This window comes from Holospora obtusa F1, assembly GCF_000469665.2.
Taxonomy (GTDB): Bacteria; Pseudomonadota; Alphaproteobacteria; order Holosporales; family Holosporaceae; genus Holospora; species Holospora obtusa.
The window spans coordinates 37,591-64,213 of sequence record NZ_AWTR02000085.1 but is presented as its reverse complement, the minus strand read 5'-3'; the positions used below and the strand labels follow the sequence as shown (position 1 = coordinate 64,213).

The 26,623-nt window shown below is 36.3% G+C and carries 26 protein-coding genes and 2 tRNA genes; 12 read left to right on the top strand and 16 right to left on the bottom strand.

Annotated features, from left to right (window positions below; genetic code table 11):
• Positions 1-111 precede the first annotated feature (111 nt).
• Entirely contained in the window at positions 112-2,391 is a 2,280-nt protein-coding gene (locus P618_RS05435) for an LPS-assembly protein LptD (protein WP_024161259.1), read from the bottom strand.
• 449 nt (positions 2,392-2,840) lie between these two features.
• On the opposite strand from P618_RS05435, the gene P618_RS05430 reads away from it, so the two are divergent.
• Positions 2,841-4,100: a terminase large subunit domain-containing protein gene (locus P618_RS05430; protein WP_021826818.1), complete on the top strand. Its 1,260-nt coding sequence runs from the start codon at positions 2,841-2,843 to the stop codon at positions 4,098-4,100.
• 13 nt (positions 4,101-4,113) lie between these two features.
• On the opposite strand, the gene P618_RS05425 is transcribed toward P618_RS05430, so the two are convergent.
• The 3 genes from P618_RS05425 to P618_RS05415 form a co-directional block, all read right to left on the bottom strand.
• On the bottom strand, positions 4,114-5,097 hold the full coding sequence (locus tag P618_RS05425; protein WP_021826817.1) for an A/G-specific adenine glycosylase: 984 nt from the start codon (positions 5,095-5,097) through the stop codon (positions 4,114-4,116).
• Between the two features lie 3 nt (positions 5,098-5,100).
• Positions 5,101-6,882: a glutamine--fructose-6-phosphate transaminase (isomerizing) gene (gene glmS / locus P618_RS05420; RefSeq protein WP_021826816.1), complete on the bottom strand. Its 1,782-nt coding sequence runs from the start codon at positions 6,880-6,882 to the stop codon at positions 5,101-5,103.
• Positions 6,883-7,078: 196 nt separating this feature from the next.
• Positions 7,079-7,152, bottom strand: a tRNA-Arg gene (locus P618_RS05415).
• Positions 7,153-7,525: 373 nt separating this feature from the next.
• On the opposite strand from P618_RS05415, the gene P618_RS05410 reads away from it, so the two are divergent.
• From P618_RS05410 to murB, 4 genes are all read left to right on the top strand, one after another.
• Entirely contained in the window at positions 7,526-8,251 is a 726-nt protein-coding gene (locus P618_RS05410; protein ID WP_024161258.1) for a glycosyltransferase, read from the top strand.
• A gap of 19 nt (positions 8,252-8,270) precedes the next feature.
• On the top strand, positions 8,271-8,636 hold the full coding sequence (locus P618_RS05405) for a glycosyltransferase (protein ID WP_024161257.1): 366 nt from the start codon (positions 8,271-8,273) through the stop codon (positions 8,634-8,636).
• Positions 8,637-8,752: 116 nt separating this feature from the next.
• Positions 8,753-10,195, top strand: coding sequence for a UDP-N-acetylmuramate--L-alanine ligase (gene murC, locus P618_RS05400; RefSeq protein ID WP_021826814.1), 1,443 nt, complete (start codon positions 8,753-8,755; stop codon positions 10,193-10,195).
• Between the two features lies 1 nt (position 10,196).
• Positions 10,197-11,123 carry a UDP-N-acetylmuramate dehydrogenase gene (gene murB, locus P618_RS05395; RefSeq protein WP_021826813.1) on the top strand — a complete coding sequence of 309 codons (927 nt, stop codon included), beginning with the start codon at positions 10,197-10,199 and terminating at the stop codon, positions 11,121-11,123.
• 423 nt (positions 11,124-11,546) lie between these two features.
• Here the strand turns inward: murB and P618_RS05390 are convergent, their stop codons facing one another.
• On the bottom strand, positions 11,547-12,119 hold the full coding sequence (locus tag P618_RS05390) for a DedA family protein (protein WP_021826812.1): 573 nt from the start codon (positions 12,117-12,119) through the stop codon (positions 11,547-11,549).
• Between the two features lie 110 nt (positions 12,120-12,229).
• On the opposite strand from P618_RS05390, the gene P618_RS05385 reads away from it, so the two are divergent.
• The 5 genes from P618_RS05385 (at position 12,230) to P618_RS05365 (ending at position 16,354) form a co-directional block, all read left to right on the top strand.
• A complete protein-coding gene (locus P618_RS05385) occupies positions 12,230-13,105 on the top strand; it encodes an aminotransferase class IV (RefSeq protein WP_021826811.1) in 876 nt (291 codons plus the stop codon).
• Between the two features lie 60 nt (positions 13,106-13,165).
• Positions 13,166-14,254: a Rossmann-fold NAD(P)-binding domain-containing protein gene (locus P618_RS05380; RefSeq protein WP_021826810.1), complete on the top strand. Its 1,089-nt coding sequence runs from the start codon at positions 13,166-13,168 to the stop codon at positions 14,252-14,254.
• A 108-nt stretch (positions 14,255-14,362) separates the two neighbouring features.
• Entirely contained in the window at positions 14,363-14,800 is a 438-nt protein-coding gene (locus P618_RS05375) for a proton-translocating transhydrogenase family protein (protein ID WP_021826809.1), read from the top strand.
• Entirely contained in the window at positions 14,797-15,930 is a 1,134-nt protein-coding gene (lpxB, locus tag P618_RS05370; protein ID WP_021826808.1) for a lipid-A-disaccharide synthase, read from the top strand. Before P618_RS05375 ends, lpxB begins: the two co-directional genes overlap by 4 nt.
• A gap of 109 nt (positions 15,931-16,039) precedes the next feature.
• A complete protein-coding gene (locus P618_RS05365) occupies positions 16,040-16,354 on the top strand; it encodes an HU family DNA-binding protein (RefSeq protein ID WP_021826807.1) in 315 nt (104 codons plus the stop codon).
• Positions 16,355-16,362: 8 nt separating this feature from the next.
• Here P618_RS05365 and P618_RS05360 read toward each other — a convergent pair whose 3' ends face one another.
• The 7 genes from P618_RS05360 to rpsF form a co-directional block, all read right to left on the bottom strand.
• Positions 16,363-17,715: an NAD-binding protein gene (locus P618_RS05360; RefSeq protein ID WP_021826806.1), complete on the bottom strand. Its 1,353-nt coding sequence runs from the start codon at positions 17,713-17,715 to the stop codon at positions 16,363-16,365.
• Positions 17,708-19,042, bottom strand: a complete 1,335-nt coding sequence (locus P618_RS05355) for a M48 family metalloprotease (RefSeq protein WP_162147095.1) — start codon at positions 19,040-19,042, stop codon at positions 17,708-17,710. Before P618_RS05355 ends, P618_RS05360 begins: the two co-directional genes overlap by 8 nt.
• 62 nt (positions 19,043-19,104) lie before the next feature.
• Complete coding sequence (locus P618_RS05350; protein ID WP_024161256.1) at positions 19,105-20,076, bottom strand: DMT family transporter; 972 nt, start codon at positions 20,074-20,076, stop codon at positions 19,105-19,107.
• Entirely contained in the window at positions 20,024-20,479 is a 456-nt protein-coding gene (rplI, locus tag P618_RS05345) for a 50S ribosomal protein L9 (RefSeq protein WP_021826803.1), read from the bottom strand. Before rplI ends, P618_RS05350 begins: the two co-directional genes overlap by 53 nt.
• 48 nt (positions 20,480-20,527) lie before the next feature.
• Positions 20,528-21,292: a hypothetical protein gene (locus P618_RS05340; RefSeq protein ID WP_021826802.1), complete on the bottom strand. Its 765-nt coding sequence runs from the start codon at positions 21,290-21,292 to the stop codon at positions 20,528-20,530.
• Between the two features lie 25 nt (positions 21,293-21,317).
• Positions 21,318-21,587, bottom strand: a complete 270-nt coding sequence (locus P618_RS05335; RefSeq protein WP_024161255.1) for a 30S ribosomal protein S18 — start codon at positions 21,585-21,587, stop codon at positions 21,318-21,320.
• A 35-nt stretch (positions 21,588-21,622) separates the two neighbouring features.
• On the bottom strand, positions 21,623-22,066 hold the full coding sequence (gene rpsF, locus P618_RS05330; protein WP_024161254.1) for a 30S ribosomal protein S6: 444 nt from the start codon (positions 22,064-22,066) through the stop codon (positions 21,623-21,625).
• 295 nt (positions 22,067-22,361) lie between these two features.
• Here rpsF and P618_RS05325 point away from each other — a divergent pair, with 295 nt between their 5' ends.
• Positions 22,362-22,643 (top strand): hypothetical protein, encoded by a 282-nt coding sequence (locus tag P618_RS05325; RefSeq protein ID WP_021826799.1) that lies wholly within the window; start codon positions 22,362-22,364, stop codon positions 22,641-22,643.
• Positions 22,644-22,775: 132 nt separating this feature from the next.
• Here P618_RS05325 and gatA read toward each other — a convergent pair whose 3' ends face one another.
• The 4 genes from gatA to dut form a co-directional block, all read right to left on the bottom strand.
• The gene (gene gatA / locus P618_RS05320; RefSeq protein ID WP_021826797.1) at positions 22,776-24,248 is read right to left on the bottom strand and encodes an Asp-tRNA(Asn)/Glu-tRNA(Gln) amidotransferase subunit GatA; all 1,473 of its coding nucleotides are present in this window, start codon (positions 24,246-24,248) and stop codon (positions 22,776-22,778) included.
• The gene (gene gatC / locus P618_RS05315; RefSeq protein WP_021826796.1) at positions 24,248-24,535 is read right to left on the bottom strand and encodes an Asp-tRNA(Asn)/Glu-tRNA(Gln) amidotransferase subunit GatC; all 288 of its coding nucleotides are present in this window, start codon (positions 24,533-24,535) and stop codon (positions 24,248-24,250) included. The genes gatA and gatC overlap by 1 nt, the downstream gene beginning before the upstream one ends.
• 124 nt (positions 24,536-24,659) lie before the next feature.
• Entirely contained in the window at positions 24,660-25,964 is a 1,305-nt protein-coding gene (tilS, locus tag P618_RS06170; protein WP_021826795.1) for a tRNA lysidine(34) synthetase TilS, read from the bottom strand.
• The gene (dut, locus tag P618_RS05305) at positions 25,933-26,373 is read right to left on the bottom strand and encodes a dUTP diphosphatase (RefSeq protein WP_021826794.1); all 441 of its coding nucleotides are present in this window, start codon (positions 26,371-26,373) and stop codon (positions 25,933-25,935) included. Before dut ends, tilS begins: the two co-directional genes overlap by 32 nt.
• Positions 26,374-26,516: 143 nt before the next feature.
• On the opposite strand from dut, the gene P618_RS05300 reads away from it, so the two are divergent.
• Positions 26,517-26,589 (top strand) — tRNA-Thr (locus tag P618_RS05300).
• The last annotated feature ends 34 nt before the right edge of the window (positions 26,590-26,623 follow it).

The window sequence follows — 26,623 nt, the reverse complement described above, 5'->3', positions numbered from 1 at the left end:
TAAAATCCTCTAGGAGCATGGTGACCTCTGATCAATAAAAGCTTTTACAACATTTATTGAATCAGAGATCTATGCTTGCGCAACCACCTAAAAAGATTTGCTTACTACGTTTTAATAAGGAATGGATGCAGCCTTGCTTTCTGTTTGCCTCCTATCAGGCTTACGTGAAAAAAGTTGTTTGCTGGTGCGAATCTTTCCAAGCTGTTTCAGATTAATCGTGACACCAAATGAAATACCTGGCCTTAAATCTGCTGCCATTTTGTATCGACTATACTGAAGAAAAAAATCAAAAACAAAACACTCATTTTCGTACCCAAACCCAGCGCCTTGATTTAAAGGACGATTTGAATGCAGTTCATCTGAAGTTAACATAGAAACCTTATTTTTTTTGAAATTTTGAGTAACGAATGCCCTAATATGCCAATGACGTGTAAAAAGATTTGTTTTAATTTGTATAATTGCTTGGTGAGCTAGTGTGCAATACAAAGGATTTGTCGAAAGAAAGATGTAGCTTCCAGAACATTCTAATTCTGAAGGCCCTATACTTCCTTCTACCATATGCATTTGTGAACGTAACTTAGGCGCTGCACGAAAACGATACAAAAGTTTTGCACCAGAAGTGTTCCACGATAATCTCCCAACAACATCAGAAAAACCTTTACGGATCCCCACAGGTATCAGTTCTAGTGTAGGCCTTGTAATAGAAAAACGCTGCCCTAAATATGCTTCAATTTTTTGAGTTTGATTCATTTGATAGCAAATATGTGTCGCATAGTTTATTCTGCTTCCGTCATCTACTCGATCTAATCCAGAAAAACGATTGTGCGCTAACAAATTATTGTCGTGAAATTGAACGTTTTGGCTGTCTTGATTTGGAATTTTCCAAGAATTGACATCTTTAGGGCTAGCAACTGCCTGTAACTCTGGAACAATAGTCCATTTGTATCCCATCAACATAGGATAACGAATGCTTGCTTCTAATTCTGGAAAAACACGATAATAAGATGTTTTTAAGGATATTGAATTTTGAGCGGAGATATATTGTTTTGGTGCATCAATATAAATTTTTTCAAATGGTGAGTAAGAAGTTTGCTCAAAAGAGCTCAACGGACGAATTTGAGCGCTATATACCGCTTGTCCTAATCGTGCTGATCCATGGATTAGTACCCCTTTAGTGACTTGATAGGTTTCTAATACAAGGTCTATCGTGGCACGTTGCATCTGGGTACCTTCTTTTCGATATAAAGATACCGTGCTTGCTTCTAAATCTGCAGTAAAATTTTTGTCAAATATTTTTTTACTTCGATAAGAGTACTTCAACTCTGGAGCTACAGCGCAAGACCCTTCCGTCATGTCTTCAGGAGAAAGATCTTGGTAACGCAAAGTTCTAAAAGAAAACCAATGTTTTGGAAAAAATCCTTCGAAACCCGTCTTAGATTCCAGGTATGGCGCACTGGTAAACCCAAAAAATGGACGTGTGGTAAAAAATGTTCGATCCGAAACAATGTATTCGTGGGAAAAAAATTTCCAATTTTCAGAAAAATGTGAATCTAGGTCTAAGGAAGCGCATCCCCGAAATTTCTGATGATCGGTAGTTTGCTGTGCAGGTGCAAGATTTGCAGCGCTATTGATTCTCATCTCTCCTTGATGAAAACGTCTTCGATAATCAGCCCCCAACATTCCTCCTCCCTTTGTCATGTAAAAAGGAGTAACTTTTAAATCTTGTTGAGCCGTCATTCTGTAATAATAGGGAAGTCCGGTATAAAATCCTGCACCAACGTTTGCGCCAACATATGGAGATACTAGGCCACTACGAGGTCGAGTAGGTAAATAAAAGTAAGGAATTTGAATAATGGGAATCCCTTTTAACTTTAACGTTGCGTCTGTATATTCGGTTTGAGATTTTTTTTGATCTTGTTCTATAATTGCGCTATGCAAAGACCACAAAGGTTCCTGAGACAATTGATCTTTACACGCATAACAAGGGGTATAGGACACGCGCTCTCCTCTAACTTTTTCTTGAGAAAGTTTGATAATTTTTCTAGCTGTCATCCGTTCTCCAAGATAACTGAGCATACGCACGTTTTGAAAAATTCCTGTAATTAACTCGTGATTTAAAAAAGCCTTATCAAAAAAAATTCGGTCTCCCGCGCTATCTTTCAATTGCCCATTTTCAACAATGATTTTATTTTTTTCTTGATCGTACTTTAAACGGCAACATTCTAATTTGATGTGTCCTTGACGAAGAACGCAAGGGCCCGAAACATTTAAAATTTTAGAATGTTCATCATAAACGCCTTCTTGAAGTTCTACTAAAAAAGGACTGTTTTGATATTCTTTCCAGTCTTGGGTGTGAGGAAAATATCGAACAGTATCGTGTATAGAAAACATTGAAAAAGCTTTATTTGAACCAACAAACAAACATACATTTGTTACGAAAAATTGTATAATTAACCGTAAAATAAGTTTTCGACAAAATACGTGCAAAATTAAAGAATCGATAAAAAATCTTCTGCATTATGTCATTTTTTTGAGAAAAAAAATATAGGATATGGTGATCTTATTATGTTTTTCAACTCTCCCAAGAATTTGTTTTTATTTAGCGCTTTTTTGCTTAAAATAAAAGTAAACAATGTAAACGTTTTCTTATATCTATCTCGTTTTCGAATAAAAAATAATAGATACTTTTTTGAAATTTTATCACATTCATTGATGCACGAACAATAAAACAAAAAAAACTATAATTTTATTAAAAAATAAGAACTATATTTATTTTTCTTGATTCTAGAAAGTTTTATTGTTTACAATAATATTGTGCGTTTTATTTATAAAATTTTATCGTGTCAAATTTTGAAAATCTTGTGCATGTTTTGAAAAAAACGCTAACATTAAGACATCTTTCTTCCTCTTGGGATCATTTGGCTCGCGATAGTCAAAAAGAACCTCTTGGAGATTGGAAAATTTGGCTTATTTTGGCGGGACGAGGATTTGGAAAAACGCGTACAGGAGCGGAAACCATTAGAAAATGGGTTATCGAAAAAGGGTACAAACGTGTATGCTTACTTGGAAATACACTTCAAGATGTACAAAAAGTAATGGTAGAAGGAGTCAGTGGACTGTATACCATTTGTCGCCCTAACGATGGTGCTCACTATCGTTGTCATCAAAAAAAAATAGTATGGAGCAATCATGCACAGGCAGATTTTTTTAGCGCAACTTCTTATTATCAATTACGAGGCCCTCAATTTGATAGTGCATGGATTGACGAATTAGGAAAGTTTGCTCATCCTGAAGAAGCGTTTCATCAGCTTATGTTTGGCCTGAGACTAGGAAAAGATCCAAAAGTTATTATTACAACAACTCCAAGACCGTGCGCTTTTTTGCATAAATTATTAAAGCGACCTGATGTTGTGTTAACCCGAGGATCTACCTTTGAAAACGCGCAAAATCTTTCTTGTTCTTACATTCAAGACTTAAAAAACACCTACGAAGGAACTCGACTGGGTGCTCAAGAAATTTATGGAGCTTTGGTGGAACAAGACGAGCGAGCATTGTGGCGTTCTCAGGACATCGCGTATTGCTCTGTTCTTCCATCGTTGGAAAGATGCTTTGTTGCGATAGATCCTGCAGTAACTTATCATGAGTCTAGTGGAGAAAGTGGCATTATCGTTGTGGGAAAAGATGCTCAAGGGTTTGGGTATGTGCTTCAAGATTATAGTGGAATTTTTTCTCCCAGCAAAATGATCACTGTTGCAATGCAAGCTGTGCAGGCACACAACGCGTATGCAATTATTGCAGAAGTGAATAACGGCGGAGATTTTATTCAAGAACTACTGCATGTCACCTATCCAAATCAACGTTTTATTCCTGTACGCGCCACTAAAAGTAAGTACTCTCGTGCTCAACCCATTGCTGCTTTGTACGAACAAAAGCGTATCTATCATGCGCACTGCTTTCCTATATTAGAAGAACAGATGATGCGTTATACTCCCGAAGACAAAATATCTCCCGATCGCCTTGATGCATTGGTATGGGGGCTTCACTTTCTTTTTTACGCTCCTCAATCAGAAACCAGAACGCCTCGAATTTGGGGCATTTAAAAGTACTTAATTTTTAGATCCATATATTTTCTTGCTCTTCAATTTTTCTCATTAATCTAGAGAATCCAAGTTCTTTCCGTTGTTGGAAATCAAGCCATTTCCCGTTGGACCATTTTGAAGTCACATCCTCAATTCTTGAAGTTGCATTCCAAATACGTAATTCTAGTATGAAATGAGTAAATACATGGCGCACGGTCCCTTTTAGACATGTCAAGGGAACCTCAATATATGAGCTTTGTTCCTCTTCTTTTAAGTCAGACAGAGGAAATCCCCAAAGTCCTTTCAAAAGTTTAGATTCCGTATTTTTTACTGACCATAATGCGTCTTCCTTTTTACACAAATAGACATGTCCGTACCGCACAGATTTAAGATTTTTAGCTTTTTTTGAAGGCATCCAAGTGCCTTGCTTAAATTTGCAAAATTCTGCAATGGGACACATAGAACATTTAGGTGTTTTAGGTGTACAAATCATAGCTCCTAAATCCATTAATCCTTGGGTGTAGTTTCCATAATTTTTAGAGGGAAGAACATTTTCTGCAACCATTTTAACTTCTTTTATTGTCTCTAACCCAAAATATCTCTGTAAAATACGTTTAATATTTCCGTCAATAGCTGCCGCTGGATGTTCAAGTAAAATAGCTGTTAATATTGATGCAGTATAAGGTCCAACTCCGGGAAGAGCAATCCATTCTGCATAGTTTCTTGGATCTCTTCCTAAAGCGCTCCATATTTGTGCGGTTTTGTGCATGTTTCTTGCTCTGTGATAGTATCCAAGGCCTTGCCAAACCTGATACACTTCATCTAAAGAGCTGTTGGCCAATGTACTTAAATTAGGAAAACGCTCTAAAAATCGATGAAAAAAAGGAATGACTGTTTTGACCTGAGTTTGTTGCAACATCACTTCACTTAAAAAAACTTGATAAGAAGTACCCTTTCTCCAAGGTAACTCTCTTTTATTATGTTGATACCAGGATAGAATTTGGTCAGAAAACTTCATTTTTTATTCAACGGTTACAGATTTTGCTAAATTTCTAGGTTGATCAATAGAACACCCCTTGTGTAAGGCGGTATAATAAGCAATAAGCTGTAAACTTAACGCCGATAAAAAGGGGTGAAGCTCCCAAGTTGCGGGAGAAGGGTAGACAAAAATATCTTGCACAGGAACACCAGCCAGTTGAGAGGCTCCAGCTTCATCTGTAACAATAAATACCTTTCCCTCTCTTGCGCATACCTCATAAATATTAGAGACGGTTTTTTCAAAAAATTGATCCATAGGTGCAAGAACAATGACCGGAGTTGTTGCGTCAATTAATGCTAAAGGCCCGTGTTTAAGCTCGCCTGCTGCAAATCCCTGACCAAAAATATAGGAAAGTTCTGACATTTTTAAAGCACCTTCTAGTGCTACAGGATAACTGATTCCTCTTCCTAAAAAAATAATTCCTTTTGCGTGAACGAGATGTTGAGCGATGTCTTGAAGCTGAGATACTTTAAAAAAAATCTTTTGCATATCTAAAGGTAACTGCTTTAATCCGTTCAAAATTTTTTCTTTTCTAGCTGAATCTTTCATTAAACTTATAGAAATTTTCAGCAAACACAGTAATTGAGCTGTAAAAGCTTTTGTAGAGGCTACTCCGATTTCAGGTCCTGCATTGGTTAATATTTCATAATTTACTTGACGAGCAATAGAACTGTAGGGAACGTTCACCATGCCAATCGTATACTGACCTTTTTGTTCCATATACTGAATTGCTTTAAGGGTATCAGCAGTCTCTCCTGACTGAGATACTGCAATAGTCACCCCTTCTTGTACAATGGGATTTCGATAATGAAACTCAGAAGCCAGTTCTAAGGTAGCTTTACGATGAGCTAAGTGTTCTAAATAATATTTTCCTCCCCAGGCAGCATAAAAGGCACTTCCACATCCGATTAATGTAATATGTAAGGCATGTGTTAATTCTTCAGGAATATCCAAATGACGAGAGCCTTCTTTTAAAACGATTTCCGGTTGCTCATACATTTCTTTGAGCATATAATGCGCAAATTCTCCTCTTCCCAACGCATCTTTCCCTAAAGGATGTAGAATGAAGTGAAGGGGCTGAGGAGTTTGACATGTATCAAAAATTTCTATTTTATCTAATGATAATTTTCCCCATGTTTTGTCTTCTATATAGCAAATTTCTTCTGCAATTCCTACTAAACTTAGGGCGTCTGACCCAATGCTTACTCCTTGAGGCCCTCTTCCAACTGTTAAGGGGCTTACTCCTTTTCTGGCAATAAATATATGATCAGAATGATCTTCTAAAAGAATAGCCAAGGCGAAGCTTCCCTCTAAATCGTGTAATATTTTGGAAAACAGCTCTGGAATATTTTTACATTTTGAATAATGAAGATGAATAAAATGAGCAACAACCTCTGTATCTGTTTCGCTCTCAAACGTATATCCTTGTTTCAAAAGTTGGGACTTTAATTCAGAAAAATTTTCGATAATTCCGTTGTGTACTACCGAAACCCCACGACTTACTTGTGGATGAGCGTTGCGTTCTTCCGGTGCACCGTGAGTGGCCCATCGTGTGTGTCCTATGCCAAGGGTACTGCTTAGATTTGTAGGCAATATTTTTACTAGTTGATCTAAGGTGCCTACCGAACGATATCGAACTAAGTGACCTTGATTGACTAATGCAATGCCGGAAGAATCATACCCGCGATACTCAACGCTTTTTAAAGCCTGTACGATAACATTCAACACAGGATGTTTTCCTATAAAACCAACAATTCCGCACACAATCTGTCTCTAAAAAAAATAATTACTGATCATGATTATCCACGAAAACCTAATATCTTACAAGATAAAAATTCTGTGATATTTATTCCAAAGGCGTTCTTCCAAACTATTTAAAAAAGACAAATCTAAGAAGTTTATAAATTATTTTTTGCTTTATGTCGAAAATAAATTGCAAAACGATATATCACGTTATACATACGCTCGGCGGGATTTGAACCCACGACAACAAGATTAGGAATCTTGTGCTCTATCCAGCTGAGCTACGAGCGTTTGAACGAATTATTCTAGCAATTTTTTTGTTTAAAATCTATAACGTACAAAAAATAAATTCTAAAAAAAAAACTATTAAAAAAGAGTTCAGGAGCGCATGATGGGAAGTTTTTGTAAAAGTAAACGTATCTACAATTAATAGCTTACTAGAATTCTGTTTAAACTCTACGCAAGTAATTTATTACGTGTTTTTTGTAATAATTTATAATTTTTTATTTCAAATTTAAAAACATTTCATTTTTGTAACTCATAATAAACGTGATTTTTATGAGCGTAGGGGAAAATTTTCAATGTTTTGCGTAACTTGAACGATGGTAACGAAAAAAAAAATGTGGATAATAAGTTTCACAAATAACTTTTCAAAGGATTCGTTATGGTGTTGCTTATTGCTGGAGGATCCGGAGGGCATGTGTTTCCTGCCATTGCTTTAGCACAACGACTTTCAGATCATGCGTATTCCGTATGTCTTTTGACAGATGAGCGCGGTAAAAGATTCATAAAAGATTACACACATATATTTGACCACATTGAGGTGTTGTCAAATTTTTCTTTTTCTGGACGGTATTCACGTTATGTAAAGCCCATAACGATGAGTATTCAGGTGTTGGTATGGATCTGGCAAATACGAAAAATTTTTCGTCGTCATAAGAGTATTCAAGCTTGTTTTAGTTTTGGAGGTATGATGAGCGTTGTTCCTATGCTTTGGGGGCGATATTTTTATCGAAATGCGAACAAAAAAGAAATATTTTTTTCTCTACATCAATCTGATCGCGTATTGGGCAGAGCGAATCGTTTCCTTTCGAATTGGATACCGGTGTTGTTTACGGGATATCCGGATACGTTCAAAATTCCTAAAAATGTTGCTGTCTTTCCGGTAGGAACCCCAGTTCGTAAAGAATTTTTTGAAATTCCAGAGCCAACCCTACCCAGAAAATTTTTAGGAATTTTAATTTTAGGAGGAAGTCAAAGTGCATCTTTTTGGAGCACAATATTTTTGAAGGCATTAGAACAGTTATCTTTTCAGCAACAAAAAAAAATTTACGTTTTTCATCAATGCCCTGAAAAAGAAAGTTTTTTGCGTACAAAAACACTATGGTAAGCTTGGTGTTTCTTGTGATGTGCGTAATTTTTTTTCAGATTTACCAGAAATCTTAAAACAAGTGCACGTTGTTTTTAGTCGGTGTGGAGCATCTACTGCAGCAGAACTAGCATGTTGTGGTCGAAGTGGATTTTTTGTTCCTTATCCTTACGCCACCGATCAACATCAAAAATATAATGCAGAATTTTGGGTTTCTCATCAAGCGGGATGGATGTGTTCTCAATCTGAAATAAGTGAAGAAAAAATTGCTGTTTTTTTGAAAAAGAGTCTAGAAGACCCTGAAAGATTGTTGTATACTTGTGGTCGAGCAAAAAATTTCGGGCGCCAAGATGCTGCTATGACTATGATTCGGTATTGGAGGAATCAATGCGTGACTAAATTGTAAAAAAAAATTGTGTATTTAAGCGTACAAATGTACAAAAAATAAATTAAATTTTTTTATATGTCTAGCAATAATGAAAAAAATAGTATAAAAATATTAAAAGGTTTTTTACAGAAAAAATGACAAAAACAATGTACAAGTCTATTCATTTTGTTGGAATCGGCGGGATAGGAATGAGCGCGCTTGCTTATGTGTGCTTGAATCAAGGATACGCAGTTTCGGGAAGCACTTTATCAGGAGAAGAAAGTTTATTAGATGCATTAGAAAAAAAGGGAGCTTTGATTTATAAGAGTCATCACGCTTCTTATATTTCTGAGGAAGTAGAATGCGTTGTAATAAGCTCCAGCATAAAATCAGACAACGTGGAATGGTTAGAAGCTAGAAAAAAAAATAAAATTATTTTACATCGCTCTGAGTTGCTGGATCATTTAATTTTGGACTATCAAATTATTGCAATAAGTGGAACGCATGGTAAAACAACGACAACTGCGCTTATTGGACACATGTTAGATGTTGCCGGATATGATCCTTTAATTATCACAGGGGGAATTATGCCTTTATATCACAGCAATGTGCGTCAAGGGAAGGGGGCTTGGGCAGTGATAGAAGCGGACGAATCTGATGGAACGTTTCTTAATCTTTCCCGTGTTGATATTGCTGTTGTCACCAATGTAGAACCTGAACATATGGAGTTTTATGGTACAGAAGAAAAATTATTTTCTTTTTTTTCTAAATTTTTGCTGAAAGCTTCTAAGAAACGAATTATAGGAAATATGGGATCTTTTTGCCAAGATTTTACCAAGTATCATGATGATTCTTCATTAAATGTAACCTATGGATCTCAAGGATCTGTGTATTGCCAAAATGTTTGTCCCTTTATTGAAGGAACTCAGTTTGATGCAATTTTTGTCAATTCTGCCATGACATGGGATGGATTAAAGCTGCACTTAAAAGGAGTGCACAACGTGCACAATGCTTTGGCTGCGATTTCGGTTGCACAAACCTTAGGGATTAAAGCTTTAGATGTCTACAAAGCGTTTTCTACGTTTAAGAGCGTTCAAAGAAGGATGACGCATACCGGATCTGCTCAAGGAGTGCATGTGTTGGATGATTATGCTCATCACCCGACAGAAATCAAAGCAGTTTTAGAGGCGTTACGTTGTCATTATCCTGGGAAAAAAATTTTTATTATTTTTCAGCCACACCGTTATACACGGCTTCAATATCTTATGGAGGAATTTGCAGAAAGTTTTTGTGATGCAGATGAAGTTATGGTTCTTCCTGTGTATGGCGCGGGGGAAAAACCTTTAAAGGACATCAACTCTTCGGTTCTTCTGGAAAAAATTCAAAAATTTCATAAAAGAGCGTATATTTTTTCGGAATGGGGCGTGAGTTTACAAGATTTGTGTGATCATCTTGCGCGTTTTTTAAATCAAGAAGATATTATCGTTTGTTGTGGTGCTGGAGATATTACAAACTTAGCTTATGCTTTACCCAAAGCTTTAGAGCGGACGTTAGTTGAAATCGACTCTTTAGTTAACAGCTCTTTGGCATGGAAATGACGTGGTGAATTTTGGGGCGTTAAAGAGCCCTTTAAAATTGCATGATCGATTAGAAATGCACACGTGGTTTCGTGTAGGTGGACCTTGTTTAGGGATTTTTTCTCCTTTAAGCATTCAAGATCTTTGTCATTTTCTTCAACATGTTTCAAAGCCGTACCGTGTGTTAGGTGCTGGATCAAATGTTCTTATTCACGATGAAGGGTGGCCAGGATTTATTATAAAATTACAGAAAGGGTTTCATTCTATCACCGTAGAAAATGATAAAATTCGTGTTCAAGCCGGCGCATTAGATCGCGTGGTTTCCCAAGTGGCTCAAAAATCTGGGCTTTCGGGTTTGGAATTTTTGTATACTATCCCAGGAACTATAGGGGGGGCCTTGTCATTGAATGCGGGATGTTATGGTCATGAGATTGCAAATGTACTTGAAGAGGTGACCGTTATGAGCCCTTCAGGAGAACTGCATATTTTAGATCCTAAAGAATTAGGGTACGGGTATCGTTCTTGTTCTTTACCTTCTGGGTGGATTTTTATTGAAGCTGTATTATCTTGCATCCCAAGTCATCCTGCTAAAATTTTAGAAGTTATGAAAGACTATATGTGTCGTCGACAAAAAAGCCAGCCTTTACAAGTGCGCACAGGAGGAAGCACGTTTAAAAATCCTGCGGGAAGTTTTGCATGGAAATGGATCGATGCCGTGGGAGGAAGAGGAGAGATTTTAGGAGACGCGCAATGTTCTCCAGTGCATTGTAATTTTCTTGTTAATTTAGGGCGTGCCAAGGCTCAAGACTTATGGGAATTAGGAACGCGCATTCAAGAGCGGGTACGTTTAGCATACCAAGTAAATTTAGAGTGGGAAATTCATATTTGGGATGAGGTTTTGTTTCAAAAAAATCAACAAGAAGAATATAAGGTGTTAGCTTCTGGTTAGAAAAATATCAAAATACTCAACTCAATTTTTGGAAAACTTAAAATTTAAGTTTTTGTATAAGGGTTAATTATTTTTGTCGGCATAAAGTAAACTTATATACACAAAGTATGTTTGAAAAACTAGTAGTTTTTGGAGTAATTCGGGTAAAAAAATTATTTCTCAAAGACAAGCATTATTATTATATATCGAAAAATCTTTTTTTGGGGTGTGACGCTTTATTTTTATCCTGTAATTTTTTATAAGAGTCTAAAAACATATGTGCAGATATGTCCGTGAAAAATATTTTCATATTTAAAAATTAGATCAGAAAATTAAAATTATTTTTACTGAAAAAAACCATTCACTATGTTCTAACTTATGAAGCAGTACTTTTTCAATAAAAATCTGTCCTATAATTTTTTTACGATTGCTTAAAAAAATAATTTAATTATTTTTATTTTTTTTTAACATCTTCCATCCCAGAATACCTAATAAAACAGTTGAAATAATGCCTATGGAAATCCACCATCCGTAACGTTCTAGCGTATAAAGCAACGCTTCTCCAATAAAAAAACCCGTCATACAACTGGCTACTGTCCAAACGATTGCAGCAATAAAATTTAAGCTTGCAAATCTCAAAAGAGAAATTTTTTGGGAACCAATAATAACAGAGCTAATAATGCGAACCCCCCAAATAAATCGAAAAGAAAGAATATAAATATTTTGGTAACGCATCAAAAAATTTAAAGCCTTATCTATATAAGGATTCATTGAAGGAAAACGACAGCGAATCCAATCTAAAACCCTAGATCCATACAGATACCCTAAAAAATACAATGCTTGATCTGCCAACAAAGTTCCAAAAAACGCAATAATCATAATTTTCTGAATAGAAAAATAACCCGCAGCTGCCATTGCGCTAGAGGTTAAAATAATCGATTCTCCTTCAATTAAAGAGCCTAAAAAAATAGCCCAATACCCGTAGTTTTGCAAAAATTTTAAAACCTCAGCGTTCACACAAAATCCATGTATATTTTTTGCTATTTTCCCAGTTTAATACGCTATTGTCAATGTACCAAAAATATGGTCTAATACTCCGTTTTGTAAATAAAAAAAGGAAGGGGAGGGTGTTTGATCAGCTTGAAGGAAATATTTGGTTAGATGGGGCTATTCTTGCTTGGAATCAAGCAAAAATTCATATCATGACGCACGCTTTACACTACGGAACAAGCGTTTATGAGGGGATTCGAAGTCGAAATGGGGTGTTATTTCGAGGATTTTTGCATTATCAACGGTTTTTAGAATCTGCAAATTTACTTGATTTTCAGATTCCGTATAGCGTTTGTCAGCTTGTGCAAGCAACTCAACTGCTTTTGGACGCTACGCATTATCATTTTGGATACGTTCGAGCGTTGGCATGGTGCGGAAGTCAAAGCATGTTTGTTTCTCACCGTCAATCAAATGTTCATACCGCTATTATGATTTGGGAAAGACCCATGCCCTACAGCACTAAACACTACGAAAAAGGGTTACATCTTCATATTTCATCGTGGCGTCGTCCTGATCCGCGTAGCGCTCCTGTACATAGTAAAGCTTCAGGACTTTATATGATTTCTGCAATGGCCAAGCGTACAGCAGAATTAAAGGGGTTTGATGATGCAGTATTACTGGATACCCAAGATCGCATTGCAGAAGCAAGCAGTTCTAATATTTTTTTTGTTAAAGACGGCAAACTTTTAACTCCGTTTCCTCATAGTTTTCTTAAAGGATTAACGCGAGCTTTTGTGATAGAGCAAGCAAAAAAAAGGGGAATTGATGTGCAAGAAACAGATATATTTTTGTCTGATTTACCCTTAATGGATTCCGCATTTTTAACGGGAACTGCAGTTGGCATCGTCCCGATAGCATCGATTCTTTCAGATTCTAAAGTATACAAATTTTATCCAGATACGGTAACGCGAAATTTACAGCTCATTCACAAAGAAACATTTGATTTATTGTAGAAGATAATGCTTGACAAAAATAATTAATTATTTTTATAATTCTAAAAAAACTAAGAGTACATGAAAATCATCGTTCCTGCTAACTGTGTGAGCGAAGACAAGCGTATCGCGTTAGCTCCAGAGCATGTTTCTTCTTTGATAAAATTGGGTTTTGAGGTTTGGTTTGAACAGTGCGATGCTCCGTTTCCCGTATCTGATTATGAAGCTCAAGGGGGAAGGTGGACTTGTGATAAACGTCAGTTATGTTCCGATGCTACGTTAATTCTTTCTATAGGGGCAGTGTCTCCGGATGTTTTGAACCTGATATCTTCTCCTGTCTATGTCGTGGGATTGTTGGGAGGAAAACGAAATGCAGGTCTTTACGGATCTCGTTTTTTACAAGCATACGCTTTGGAGTTATTGCCAAGAATTTCAAAAGCTCAATTCATGGATGTTCTTTCTTCTCAAGCAACTTTGATGGGATATTGGGCGATTACACAGGTAGCAACCTATTTGCCCAAAGTCCTTCCGATGATGACAACTGCTGCAGGAACTCTTTCTCCAGCACAAATATTGGTGCTTGGCGCTGGTGTTGCAGGACTTCAAGCCATCGGCATGGGGCGTCGCTTAGGAGCAAAAGTAAGTGCATGCGATGTGCGCTTAGACACAAAAGAACATGTTGAAAGTTTGGGGGCAAAATTTCTTCATTTACCTGGGATTCAAGACGCGGAGCATACAGGTGGTTATGCCAGAGCGTTGACCCCTCAAGAGCAAAAAATTCAACAAGAATTTTTAAAAACTTTGTTACCATCTTATGATGCGATTATATGTAGCGCCTTAGTTCCTGGAACTTCTGCTCCTTTGTTGCTTACGCATGATATGATTGCGTCGTGTCGCCCTGGTACGGTCATTATAGATTTGGCAACGCACCTGGGAAATTCAGGAAATTGTGAGTTTACAGAGCCAGGTAAAATTATTTCATTTCAAAATGTGACTACTGTTGGAGCATTTTATCCGTTAAGTGCTTTGCCTGTTTCTGCAAGTTTGTTATATGGAAAAAATCTTTTAGCATTCATTAATCTTATTTGGAATGCTAAAGCGCAACGATGGATGCTTCCTGAAGAAGATCCTTTGCTGGAAGCTATGTGTATTTCTCGATTTTCCCAGTAAGTAGGTGGAATTAAATCGCATTTTTCGAGTTTTCTGTATAAAAAAATGATTGACTCGTTTAAGCTTTGGATTTTTTAATTCGTATTTTTATCAAAATAGGGGAGTGTTATGGATTTTTTTCTGATATTAATGATAGGAATTATTTTGGGATATTATACTGTATGTAGGGTTCCTAGTATTTTTCATGCTCCATTGATGAGTTTGACTAATGGAGTTTCAAGTATCTGTATTCTGATCTTGTTAGATGAGTCTGTAAAAAGTACAATTACAGGTAGTTATCACAGTGTTTTTAAAATCTTATCTTGCATGACTGTCATGATGTTATGTTTAAATATTTCAGGAGGTTTTGATATTACAAAAAAAATGCTTAGTTTTTTTTATATTCCTGCTAAGCAGGAATCCGCTAATCAAGGACACGTTTCTATTTCTATCACACAGAGATGGGGTGCTTTTTTTTTCGCAAGCATGGGGACATTTATGAGCATTGCTTTGTTTATTTTTTTAATAAATAAAGTTAGGGTGTATCTTGGGTTTAATTTATTATGACTGCAGACAATCGTTTGGTATGGATTATATTAGGTGAACCTTCGGGAGATCTTTTAGGAAGTGCGCTATTAACGATTTTGCGTCAACAGTATCCAAACATTACGTTTCGTGGAATTGCTGGGCCCTTGACGGAGAGGGTAGGGCAGTTTGTTTCTTTATTTCCATATACAGATATTTGCCACATGGGAATCGGGTCGATTGTAAAGAACGGAATTTTTCTTATTAAACGATACTATCAGACGGTAAGAGCTATTTGCGCTCAACGTCCAGATCTTTTATTAACGATTGATTGTCCAGAATTTTCTTTGCGTGTTAGTCGTGCTGTGAGAAACGTTACAAAGCGTGTTCATTGTGTTGCTCCCTCTGTCTGGGCATGGAGGAAAGGGAGAGCAAAAACATTAGCGCAAAAAACTGATTATTTGTTGCATCTTTTTGAATTTGAGAAAAATTTTTTTTCTGATCTTCCATGCTTTTGGATTGGGCATCCTTTAGCAGATCAAGTTCCTGCCCATAAGGATGAATTTTTGCATGCATATCCTGAAATTGTTTCGTCTCACTGTTTAATTGCTATACTTCCTGGAAGCAGACTTTCAGAAATTAAGAACTGTTGGCCAGTTTTTAAACAAAGTGTGGAAAATCTTAAAAATACCATACCTTTCCTTCAAAGTGTTGTAATCACGCTTCCTGAATATGAAAAAATTTTTGTCAAAGATGGATACTTAACTGTTACAAATCCATTATTAAAACGCTCTGTGTTTGCTAATTCCGCTGCGGCTTTAGCATGTTCTGGAACGGTGACCCTAGAGTTAGCATTATGTAAAACGCCTACAGTTATTGGGTATCGCGTGCATCCTGTTCTGGCTTGGGGATTGCGACGCTTAATAAAAACTCCTTACGTAGGGCTTTCCAATGTTTTAGCTCAAGAGATGATTGCACCAGAATGTTTACAAGAAAACTTTACATCAGAGTACGTAACCAAAGCGTTAAAAACTTTGTTAGAGTGTTGTGAAAATCAAGATATCCAAAAAGGATTTCAAAAAATATTATCAAATGTACGTACGCCGCAAGGGTTTTCCTTGACCGGAGCTCGGGTAATTGCAAAAATATTAGGATTACCTGAATATTTATAAAAAAATATTGCTCTTTCACAATAGTTTTTAAAATAAAATTATATATTTTTATTTTTTTTATGTTTTTTTGTATATTGTTTTTATGTATCATTATACTTTTCATTAAATTGTGAGTAATCATTCTTATAAGTTAACTCGAACAGCTCTTCGAAAATCTTTTCAAAAAAAACTGAAGATTAATGAAAAAGAGGCGCATTATCTCTTAGAAAAAATTTTAGATCATTTTCAAAAAATTTTTTTAAATACAAAAGATACTTCTATAAAAATTTCTTCTTTCGGTACGTTTACAATTACAAACAAAAAAGAGCGCACCGGAAGAAACCCCAGAACTCTAGAAGAAACGGTAATATTGCCTCGACGAAAAATCACATTTCGTGCGGCAAAGGGGATAATAAAAGAGCTCAATTCTGAATGTCTTCCATAATTTTCTTTTTATTTTTTTAATAAATTAAGAATTTGAGCGTAGTTTGATTGCAAGCATAAAAATAAAACTTGATCATTTTTTAAAAAAAATTCTGAGGTAGAAAAAATTTTATTTTTACGTAATATTGCCAAAACCTTGATATTGAGCGCTTTTAGCGTATCATAAGAAATTTTTAAAAGATCACTTTCTTCGACGATTAAGGCAGTGACAAATAATATAGGTTCTGTGGAATCTGAATGACTATCCATCAAGATGTGAATACGTTGAATGTAAGAAGGACTCAGATGTGTCATTAACTGTTCTAAAATCAGAGCATTAGGGTGAATAATAGATCGTGCTCCAATTTTTAATCCCACAGGAATATAGGAAGCATCTTGTAATACAGTAATAACCTGATGTGCACTTTGATGAACAAGACCAGAGAGAAGATTATCAGCATCATTTAATCCAAGAGCTAAGATCCCAGCTTCTTTAGGTCTTATATTTAAATCTGTCCAAAGAGATTCATCTAAAAAATTGCTACTATAAAAAGAAAATTTTGGATAACGTGTAGCTAACTCATGATATTTGAACGGATCTATATCAACAAAAAATATATTCAAAAATGGATAATGCTCTTGGATAGTTTGCGTTAATGCATAAGAAAAAGAATTGATTCCAAAAGAAACTACGAATTTAGGTTCTGATACGGTTATTTCCAAAAATTTCTTTAACACAGAAACAGGAGTGTAAATAATGCATACTCTATCATTTTTTTTTATTACCGTGTTTTTGTGAATTTCTTCTAGCTTATTATTTCTAAAAATTTGTACAACTTTTACATCTTGTAACTGATAGCGTTCAATTTCTTCAATTTTCATACCACACAAATGGTGCTGTTCATTAATTCTTAATATGATTCCATGAAGCTTTTTTTCAAAAAAAGACATGTGCCTCATAATATTTGGATAATACAGTCTGTAAATAGCATTATTTATTGTGTTGAATTCAGGATTTAAGACTAAATGAATACCTTCTTTCAAATGATCAGATTGTATTATTTGGTAAATACTTAGATCTTTTAATCTCAAAGCGATAAATCCCAAAGAAAAATGATCTCTTACATACCGACAGACAGTTAAATTGATGCTGTCTTCTCCTGTTACACTAATTAATGCACACTTTTGATCTAACTTTAAATCAGATAAGATGGCTGTATCTAAAATATTTCCTGTAATTCCCTGAATATCGTATTTTCCTGAAAGATCTAATATAATTTCATTACGTACGTCTATTGCAATAATTTCATAATGTACTTGAAGAGTGTGTACTATGCTGCGCCCTAACTCTCCTATTCCTGCAACAATTAATCTTTTAATCATAAGCTTTTACAGGAGTTATATTTTTTAATACTTGCTGTAAATCTTTGGCACGAATAAAATATTTGTTAACTTTATTTTTTAAACGATCTATTGCTAACTTTGTATGTCTTTTTGCTTCTTGAATATCACCTTTGCTTAGTGCGTATTCAGCCATGGCCACATGCATTTCTCCTATACGATTTAATTTTCCTAACGCCACACCAAGCCAATACCAAAGTTGAGGATCTTTCTGTGTTCCAAAAACTGCCCCTTCTAGCAATGTTGCGCTGCGCTTCCACTGTTCACGAAATGGTGTATCTAACGCAATAATGGCAGCATAAGTTTTCATATTACTATCTTTAGGACGCATCTTTAAAGCAGCATGAATAAATTTTAGTGCTTGAGAAAGCTTTCCATTTTCAAACAAAATTTGAGCACGCAATTCACAAGTAAATGCATCTTTTTTATGAATTTTTTCAAAGCGATCCAAGGCTTCTAAAGCGTGTTGAAATTTTCCTTTACGATGCAAAAAAATACTTTCACCAAAACAATGATACGTATCTGGCACTTTAACTAATCTATGGCGAAACATTTTAAGAGATGAAATGTTTTGAATTCCTGTACAAGCTAAAAGTTTTGCTTTAATTTTAAAAAATTCTTGATATATCTCACGATCCAACGTCTGAGCCGGGCCTAAATTTTTTTGAGCATCCTGAATACTAGACAATCGATCGTGTGAACAAGGGTGCGTTCTAAGGTAAAGCGGAACATGATTGACGCCAGAAGTGCGGACCATTTTTTCCATAAAAATTGCCAGACCGTTTATAGACCAGTGGAGTTTTTTTAAAACATTTAGAGCAAATTGATCAGCCGCACCTTCTTGAGAGCGACTGAAATGCATCATTTCTGTCAGCGTTGTGAGATCAATAAGGGAAGTTCCCCCTAAAAATCCTGAGAGCGCGGTTCCCATTCCATCTTTATACGTTAATGCTGTCATTCCTGCAGCAATCCCTGCAAGTACACGAAATACGACAGAACGCATTTCTAAACTTTTCATTAAATCCATAGCTTTTGTGACGTGATCACAGGCAACATGTCCTAATTCATGAAAAATAACACCAATCACCTCTTCAGGACTGTCTGCCATTAAAAACACTCCCGTATTAATGAAAATGTTTCCATTTTTTGTAGCAAACGCATTAACGGCTTCACTATTAACAAGGTGAAATCGCACTCTAGAGCGCAGATCATTTCCCAAAATTGTAAATGCCGGAGCGCATACCGTATCTAAAAAATGCTCCACTTGACTGTCTGAAACTACGCTTCCTTCTTCGAATCGCAAAGGCATAGCTTCGGCAACACATTTGTAAAGTAGGATAAAAACAGTAACATAAAGCTTAAAGCTAAGCGTCATCGCTCTTGTGATAGCAAAACAATCGCTACAATCATAGCAGCACTTCCTGTCCACATCCAGAGACTAGGCCATGGTTCATTAAAAAAATACCATCCTAAAAAAGCACTAATCATAGGGCGTGTTGCCCCAAAAGGTAATAAAAAAAGAACGCGGTGTAGAGCCAAAGCGCGATTCATTAAAATATGCGATAAAAATGTTAAACTTCCCAAAATTACAAAATTTTTTAAAAATTTTTTCAAAAATAAAAGATTTAACATCTCTTGTAAGGTTAATCGTGTTGTTGCGCTTAAAAAAAAAGGTCTCCAAACATATTCTATTAAAATACATAAAGCTGTCCCAAGTGCAGTTAGTGCAAACACAGAACATCCCACCTCTTCTGGAGATGAGCGTTTTAGCATTTTTTTTGCAACAATATTAGAAGCTGAAAAGCAAAATATAGCTAAAAATGGAAGCAATGGAATATTACGAAACTGCAAAAAATTTTCTAAAGATAGAGCAAACACACTTTTCCCACAATGAATAAGTGATCCCCCCAAAAGGCTTACAGTAATGGCGGCAATCCTGCGCCAAGTTAAAGATTCTTGTAAAATTAATACTGCTAAAAAAATTGTTGCACAAGGACTAAACAATCCTAAACAAATCATTTGAAAAAGAGAAAAATGCTTTAAGCTAGAAGTCCACAAAAGAACTCCAGCTAAAGACAACACACCTCTTAACAAAGAAAGAGGTCGAAAAATTTTAAAATCTACTTTGAATCCGAACCCCAAACAAACCCAAAAAAAAGCTCCAAAATTTTGGATAAAAACAACCCAAAGCACAGGAAAATTTGCGCTTTTGATTGCCACATTTAAGCACGAAAACCCCAAACAAGAACCTATTTTGTATCCTATAGCTGTCCAAGACATAAGATTAAAGTCAGTGATGCAATAATTTAGGGGTGATAGTAATTTTAATATCAACGACAACATGTGGATGAAGCTCTACAGATACTTCGTGAACCCCAAACGTTTTCAAAGGTTTGTCCATCAATATCGCGGACTTAGAAAACTTCAAGTCTTCTTGCGTAAACTGATCACCTAACAATTGGCACACATCTAATGCAGTTACAGATCCGAACATAACGCCCGCCTCATTACTTTCTTTAGAGAACGTCAACTCAACCGACTGTAATTGTTCTGCGTACTGTAAAGCAAGCACTTTACGTGCTTCATCTTCAGCCTTCAGCGCTTCACTTTTTAGGCGAACTTCCTCAATTTTTTCAGAAGTTGCAAAAAATGCTTTACCTTGGGGCTCCAAATAATTACGATGATATCCTGGAGCTACTTGCACAATATCCCCCACATTTCCTAATTTACGAATGTTAGCACACAAGACAACAGAAGTTTTTTTTTCTTTTTGATCGCCATAAATTTCTCCTACTTATTTAACAGAAGGCCTGATCCAAGGCTTGAAAATTGAATACAAACCCAAAATAACCAATGGAACTCCGGTTATAGTAGCACAAGATGCTGCAATAAAAAAGACAAGCCCCGATTTTCCCTTACATAAATTTCGAAGAACGCTCCATCCCTCTAACACAAACGGTAAAACTGCACTCAATACCATGTTAAGAAAGATGACCTGCGCGTCTTCTAAAAAAATTGCCAGCATAAGAAATATACTTAACAACCAATAATTGAACACAGTTACGGAAAATAAATTTTTTGAAAAAATTCTATCTTTTAAAAACCACGCTCCAGAACAAGATCCGGAAAGTAATGATAAAGTTCCTGGCCATATTTTCAGAAAAAGAGGGGCCGAGGACAACGCCATCACATCTTGCCACCATAATCCGACAAAAAAAGTAAGGATCATCATGGTAAAACTTAAAAATTTTAAAAAAACCCCCTCTGGCATTTCATTTTCGAACATTTTTTCATTACGTAAGAGAAAAAGTGGGACCAAAAAATATACAGAATACGCTACCAATACTGCAACAGGATATTCCGCGCACACCAAAGAAGAAAAAGCAAATACGGAAAGCACCAATGATACTTCCCAGTGAATATTTAAAAGCACCCCTGCAAACGGAATCATGAGTCCCAACAAAAGTCCCTGAGACACAAAAGAAGAAGGTGCAAAAAAACATACGAAAGAAAAAACTCCCACAAAAGCAGTGGCAAGATATTGATAAATTTTTTGCATCACTTCTCTAAACAAACCTCTAAATTTACTTTTTATAAGGAATTAAGGCAAGATATCTCGCAATTTTTACAGCATTTGCTATATTCTTTTGACGCTTTGCATTAGAAAGAGTCTTAGAAATTTTTTTCTGAGTTTCTTCTTCCGATTTTCCTACCGACCTACGATCGATCTGAATCAGACGTCCAGGTGTGATTCTTCCTGAATCCGTCACAGATCGATTTAACAATTTTAAATTCTTAAAATTTATCTCACTCTCTTTCAAAGAACGAATATATTTTTTACGCATATAATTCATAAAATTTCTCCTCTATCACACACAACACACGTTCATCAAGATACCGCAGGAGCAGCTTTTGGTGTGCCATTTACAGCATCCGTCAAAGAAGATTGTTTCAACATTGTGGGTTCTACCAGCAAATCTTCATTTTGCACTTTTAAAATGAGATGTCTGAAAATCCCTCCGTGAAGCTCAACAGAAAGAAAGCGTTCCAGCTCCTTGACGCACGACGGATTAAACTGAGCAGTACAATAAACGTAGTGCGCTTTATTACGTTTATGAATAGGATACGCAAGGGTTCGAAATCCCCAGTATTCCGCAGGATTTAAAGATCCACTATACTCTTGAACCTTAGATTCAATTTTTTGGAAGGCTTCCAAGACCTGAGGCATAGAATAATCTGGATTAATAATTAATACTAATTCATATTTTAACAACTTCTCACGATGATAACGTCCTCGTAACATCTCTTTTACGGTATCTTGCATTGTCGTCATGCTATTTAATTCTCCTGATATGTATGATCATTTGCTCAAAGAAGATAAAGCTCACAAAATCTTCTTTGGATTATTACACAAAACTTCCAGTATCGCAAGCAGCGTACACCTCCTGACAATCAATATATCTTAAAAATTTAATTTTCTGATTTTATTACCCAACGTCACGGATTCGTAAATTCAGAAATTATATATTTTTAAATCGATTTAATTTTTTATTTTCAAATACAACCGTTAATAAAAAATAAAAAACAAAAATATATGATTGTAAATATATAGATAAATATTTTATAATATGAAAATTGTATTTTTTTTAATATGTTTTGCTTTTGTATGGGGAAAAAGTTTGTGTTATGCACAAAATACCTTTTCTTTGAATGCTCCAAAAAGCGTAAAAAAACCCTATGCCAAAAAAAATGAACCTTATACTCAATTGGCAGATTTTTCTTCTTGGAATATTCCTTTCTCTGTTTTAGGACCAGATGCGAATCCTCTTAATGCTTTACCTTCGGCTTTAGGAGGGCAAAGTCGTGTAGGAAGTGGAAATTTAGCACCAATTTTTAATCACACGTTTTAATTATCTTTTAGCTCTTTAGTATATGCCGTTTTTTTGAACATAATCTTCATATTTTGGTTTGATCTAAAATAAAACGGCACAAAAAGCGTGATTTTTGCATAAAAAGAGTTCACACTAAGGAAAAAAATATTGCTACAAATTTTTCGTTAAAAAAGGAAGATTAGGGAAATTACTTTCTTTTTCTAACACTTTTCCAAACTGAAACAAACGCCCATCTTCAAAAGCAGGAGCCAAAATCTGAATTCCCAAAGGAAGTCCTTGACTGGAGAGACAAAATGGAACAGAAATTCCACAAATTCCACCGACATTTATAGGAACAGTGAGTATGTCATTCAAGTAAATGTTCACCGGATCTTTTGGTGCTTGAGACGTAGAAAATGCTGCGGTAGGTGTCGTGGGCATTAACAATACATCAACATCTTGAAAAACTTTTGAAAAATCTTCTTGAATTAATTGACGAATACGCAGCGCTTTTCCGTAATACGCATCATAATTTCCGTGAGACAAAATATATGTCCCAATCAAAATTCGACGCTTTACTTCTGCTCCAAAACCTACGCTTCGTGTATTAACATACATTTCTTCTAAGGTTTCACCAAATTGACGCACTCCATATTTTACGCCATCATAACGAGCTAAGTTAGACGCTGCTTCCGCACACACAATAAGATAGTAACAAGGAAGCGCAAACGAAACATAGGGCAATGACACCATCTTTATTTGACATCCTGCATTTTTTAGAATGTCACGACTTTGATCCCAGTAACGGCGCACGTCTTCCGAATAAGAAGCTTCATAAAATTCTATAGGAATTCCAACCCTCATATTTTTAACAGATTGATTCATGACAGAAAATATGTCTGGGCAAGGTATGTGACGACTTGTAGAGTCTTTTGGATCATACCCACAAATAGCTTGAAAAATGTACCCAGCATCCTCTACTGTGCGCGCAATCGGTCCGGCTTGATCAAAAGAAGAAGCAAACGCGCCCATGCCATAACGAGAAACTCTTCCATACGTTGGGCGCACTCCCACAACACCACAAAAAGAAGCGGGCTGTCGAATAGATCCTCCTGTGTCAGATCCTACCGCACCTAAAGCCATACCCGCAGCAATTGCAGCAGCGCTTCCCCCCGATGATCCTCCTGAAACGCACGAAATATCCCAAGGATTTGCAACAGGATCAATAAATGTGTAGGTATTCATGGATCCCATGCAAAATTCGTCTAAATTCGTTTTTCCAAGAAAAATTCCACCACATTCTTCTAAACGTTCTGTGACAGTTGACGAATACTGGGGAACAAAATTTTCCATCATTTTGGAAGCAAACGTTGTGCGAACGCCCTTTGTGCAAAATACGTCTTTGATCGCCAAAGGAATGCCTTCCAATATTCCGCATTTTTTTTGTTTTCTTCGATAATCGCTTTTTTTTGCCATTTCTAACGCTAATTCTTCGCACTGTGTTATATACGCATGATACGTAGAATTTAAAGAAATCATTTGCTCTATATAGCATTGAGTAAGCTCTACGCTGGAAAGATCACCTCGATCAAGCGCTGATTTTGCTTGAGCTAGAGTTAGAGATAAGATATCGGAATATTTCATTAAGCGTCTCCTGACAAAACATTTGGAACAACAAAATATCCTTGATGATGCTTTGGTGCGTTTGATAATAACTTTTCAACATCAACAGGAGCGTTAGGAGTGTCTTCCACCATAGGACAAGAAAGTTTTGGATGTTGATGGTGATCTTGAAGACATAGTTGTTCTAGTTGATTTACCCAGTCAAATACTTGATTTAATTCTTGAAAAAATCCTTCAGCTTCTTCCTGAGTCAAATTTATTTTTGCAAGTTTTGCAACTTGTTTGACCTCTTCTAAATTTACCTTCATATCTTGTCCTCTATTTTTTTATCCAGAAGAAAATTTTAAAGCAAACTCAAGGGGAGCACAAGAGGTAGTATCTATTAATCTATCAGGTTTAGAGCGTTTTCCATGTGTTTGACGGGTATAATTTTTACAAAAAAGACAATCCAAAAGGCAGTGAAAAAACAGGGCAGGGGACGCTTGGATAACACAAAAATCCTCCGGAAACATTAGGCATACAAGCGCACGCCCAGCGTGCTACATATTTCGAAAATCCGAACGTATCAGCTATGAGTTCTGGATAAAGTGGGGTGTCATAAGCAGAAGCGCAAACGGGAAAGTCAACATTTTGAAAGAATAAAAAACGATGATCCCAAATCCAGGGGCCTACAAGATGCTCTAGTGGTTTATAAGGAACAATTCGTTCCCATTCTCTAAAACAATAAAACGCATCCATAGCGTGAATTATGACGCATCCTCCTAATGTCAAAACAACGCAAGGCGATGCGTTGCGACTGACTACAAGCATACGATTCCATGCTTTGCACAAAGATGATTGCGATAAAGGAGTCCGACCAGGGATAATACTAAAAAGCCATTGAGATAAAATCCTGGCTCCTTGTGAAACTGGAAGATTAAAACAGGCAGAAGATCTCGAAATTTTACATCCCCCTGCAAAAAAACTTACCTGAACGCTCTGTTTCCAATCCAAACTTTCTTGGTTGCGTTGCTTGGCAAAGCTTAAAGTGGACTTCCATAATTCTTGACGTTCTTGATCAGATTGGCTTTTAATGACGCACCGAGCTTTCCACCTTTGAAAATGTTGACATTGATTCGAAGGATCTTCAATCCAGGGATGCTGAATATGCTTTAATATGCGGTACATGCATGATTTAGGCCAAGCTAATAATGGACGAAATATGTGAATATTCCATTGGATACGATGACTACTAATTCCAGCACACCCTCTCCAATCGCTTGAAGCGCGTTGTCGCATCCACACCGTTTCTAGTACGTCGTCTTGATGGTGAGCTAAGGCTAACGAAAAAACTTGGTATGTATGGCACGCCAAAAGTAGCGCTTCATATCGCGCTTTTCTCCAACTGGCTTGATTATTCCCTATATCTCCTGAACAAGAAATAATTAAAGATTCTAATCCCCAACCACATAACCACTTAACAACGCGCTCAGCCTCTTTTCTGGATTCTTTTCGGATCCCATGATCAACTATAAAAGGAAGTAAAACAATATCAGGAGCGTAAAGAAGTTTCCACCGCGTAAATAAATACGCTAATGCAAGACTATCTGCTCCACCAGAAACTCCAAACGCAACTGAGGGGCCAGGAAATTCAGAAAAATAACCAAAGAGCACATCAAAAAAGTACTGTTCTAAAAATTCAATTGAAGCAAATTGAAGATCTGTACTAGTGCAGACCGGTTGAACCAAAGCCTGCATCTCCGCGTTGTGTTGGGGGCAAATGATCTACCCATTGAAAATCTGCCTGCACAACCGGACTCACCACAGCTTGTGCAATACGCATTCCTCTTTCAATCATAAACGGACTAGATCCAAAATGTATTAAAATAACCTGAATTTCTCCGCGAAAATCTCTATCAATCGTTCCAGGAGCATTTAATACTACGATACCTTGATGCGCAGCCAAGCCAGATCTGGAACGAATTTGAATCTCCCATCCTTCAGATATTGCCACTGCGATTCCTGTTGGAATCGTAACAATTTTTCCTGGTTCTAACATGTGCTGAATTCTGGATCGAAGATCAAAAGCGGAGCTTCCAGGGGTAGCATATTCGATGTCTGGAAGTTCAGGATCTAAACGTTTCACATAAAGTTGAGCAAATGCCATACCTTTTCATAACAAAATTTTCCTACGAATCATATATATTTTTTTTACTATATGCAAGGGACACACGAAAAAAAGTACTCTTTTTGTAGGCATTGCGCTATTGTTTTAGGATACTTTTTTTTGTATACTTATAGCCAGGAAGAGCCGAGTTAGCTCAGTTGGTAGAGCGACTGATTTGTAATCAGTAGGTCGTTAGTTCAAGTCTAATACTCGGCACAAAAATAAGTTGGTTAGTCGTTTCTTCTTATTT